This window comes from Methylobacterium sp. GXF4 (assembly GCF_000272495.1).
Classification (GTDB): Bacteria; Pseudomonadota; Alphaproteobacteria; order Rhizobiales; family Beijerinckiaceae; genus Methylobacterium; species Methylobacterium brachiatum.
In genome coordinates, this window is record NZ_AKFK01000029.1 from 1 (window position 1) to 1,929 (window position 1,929).

The 1,929-nt window shown below is 68.2% G+C and carries 3 protein-coding genes; 2 read left to right on the top strand and 1 reads right to left on the bottom strand.

Annotation, left to right across the window (positions count from 1 at the left end):
* The first annotated feature begins 176 nt into the window (after window positions 1-176).
* Entirely contained in the window at window positions 177-485 is a 309-nt protein-coding gene (locus tag WYO_RS03980) for a hypothetical protein (RefSeq protein WP_039902180.1), read from the top strand.
* A 196-nt stretch (window positions 486-681) separates the two neighbouring features.
* Window positions 682-930 (top strand): hypothetical protein, encoded by a 249-nt coding sequence (locus tag WYO_RS03985; protein WP_007559319.1) that lies wholly within the window; start codon window positions 682-684, stop codon window positions 928-930.
* A gap of 12 nt (window positions 931-942) precedes the next feature.
* Here the strand turns inward: WYO_RS03985 and WYO_RS03990 are convergent, their stop codons facing one another.
* On the bottom strand, window positions 943-1,659 hold the full coding sequence (locus WYO_RS03990) for a YoaK family protein (protein ID WP_007559321.1): 717 nt from the start codon (window positions 1,657-1,659) through the stop codon (window positions 943-945).
* Between the last annotated feature and the right edge of the window lie 270 nt (window positions 1,660-1,929).

Sequence of the window (1,929 nt, forward strand, 5' to 3'; positions counted from 1 at the left end):
AGATGCCACTTAAAATCTTGCGGCCGCAAGGCCGTGCGGGTTCGAGTCCCGCCGTCCGCACCAAGCGTCTCAGACCCGATCGCTCGGCCGATGCATGGCGGGCACGTTCGGCGCTATATCGGATGACAGCCCGCCGGGGATTGCTTCGGTGACAGCAGCGCTCCCATGATGGCGGCATGTCGAATCGGGCTCCCACGCCAGAAAACAACGTCATCCTCCGGCAGATGTCCGGGATGCGCCGCGACATGTCAGAGATCTCGGTGACGAATGCCCGGGTCATCGAATTGCTGGGCCGGATGAACCTGCGCCTGGACGAAATGTCGGAGCGGTTCGACCGCCGGCTTCGCGAGTTGCAGGGCGATATGGTCCTGATGGAGAATCGCGTGGTTACGGCGATCACGGAGGTCCGAAACATTTCGGCCCGTCTCGATGACGATCAGGCGGATCCATCCCTGCCGCGTGGGGACGAGCGGACGCCAAAGTGACCGAGCAATTGCGGGTCAATCCGCGGCATCGACTGAACTCTTGCGACGCATATGAGGTTTTCGGGGAGATCCATGGCGCCGTCATGGCCTCTTGCTGACCCGGGATGCGAAAGAGCCCGAATCCCTCGCATTTGAGCGATCCGCGAAACCTCCGCGTCGCATCGTCGTGGCAAGCTCTCCGCCAGGAGACCCCGCGATGATCGACGCGCTTCAGACTGCGACCGCCGGCATGACCCGGGCGACCGACCGGCTCGGCACGGCAGCACAGACCGTCGCGGCGACCGGCGCGCCGATCGGGGATGCGGCGCTGCCGCCCGCCGTGCAGGTCGACCTATCCAGCACCGTCGCCGATCTGATCGAATCCCGGACGTCCTTCGCGCTGAACGCTGCGGTGGCGCGCACCGCCGACCGCATGAGCGGCCAGCTCCTCGACATCAAGGCCTGAGCGCGGCGTCCGTCAGTCCGCCGGGGCCGAGCGGCGGGCGGCGATCGCCGGAACCGCCAGCAGGGCCAGGATCGCGGCGGCGGCGAACAGGAGCCCCACGCCGATCGCGCGATAGGCGACCACGCCCAAAAGGCCGCCGCCGAGGAACGCGCCGACCGTCATCAGGTGGAGCCGCAGCTTGGCGGGGTCGTGACGCTTGGCCTGGGGATCGCCCGCCTTCCGGTCCAGCCAGCGCGCGAGCTCGATGCCGATATCGGTGACCATGCCGGTGACATGGGTGGTCCGCACCCGGGAATCGGTGATCTTCGTCACCGCGGCGTTCTGCAATCCCAGGACGAAGCTGAGGCCGAACACCAGCGCCTCGCCTCGGGCGGGCTCGGCCAGCGGCAGCGCGATCAGGCCGATCGCGACGAGCAGGCAGGCCTCGGCGCAGATGCTGTAGGCATAGGCGCCGTAGGGCGCATGGCGGCGGCGCCGACGGATCAGCAGCGTCGAGGTCGTCGCGCCCAGCGCGAACAGGATGACGAGGAGCAGCGCCTTGGCGGCGAGGATGAGGTCGCCGGTCCCGGCCCGGTCGGAGATCGCCGACACATTGCCGGTCATGTTCGAGGCGTAGAAGCCGACCGCGTAGAAGCCGGCCGTGTTCAGCGCGCCGGCCACCGCGGCGAGGGACCAGGAGAGGTTGAGATCCGCCTGGAAGGTGCGCGTCCCGCCTTCATGGACAAGCATGGAAGTGCCGATGCCGTGGAATCAAAGCCGACTGAGCCAGCAATCGTAACCGACCCCACTTCGATCGGGTACGCGGTTCCGGTGCAGCCGTGCCCTGCGCGGCCCCGGCGTCCCCCGATGTCGTGGAAGCTGGGACGAGAGCCCGCTATGGATCCCGGCGAAACGGCACGGCGCAGCCTCCCGGGAAGGCTGCGCCGTTCGGATCTCGTGACGCCCCCCAGCCAGGGCACCGGACCGGCTCACCAGCCGCGGTAGTGGCGGCGGTAGCCG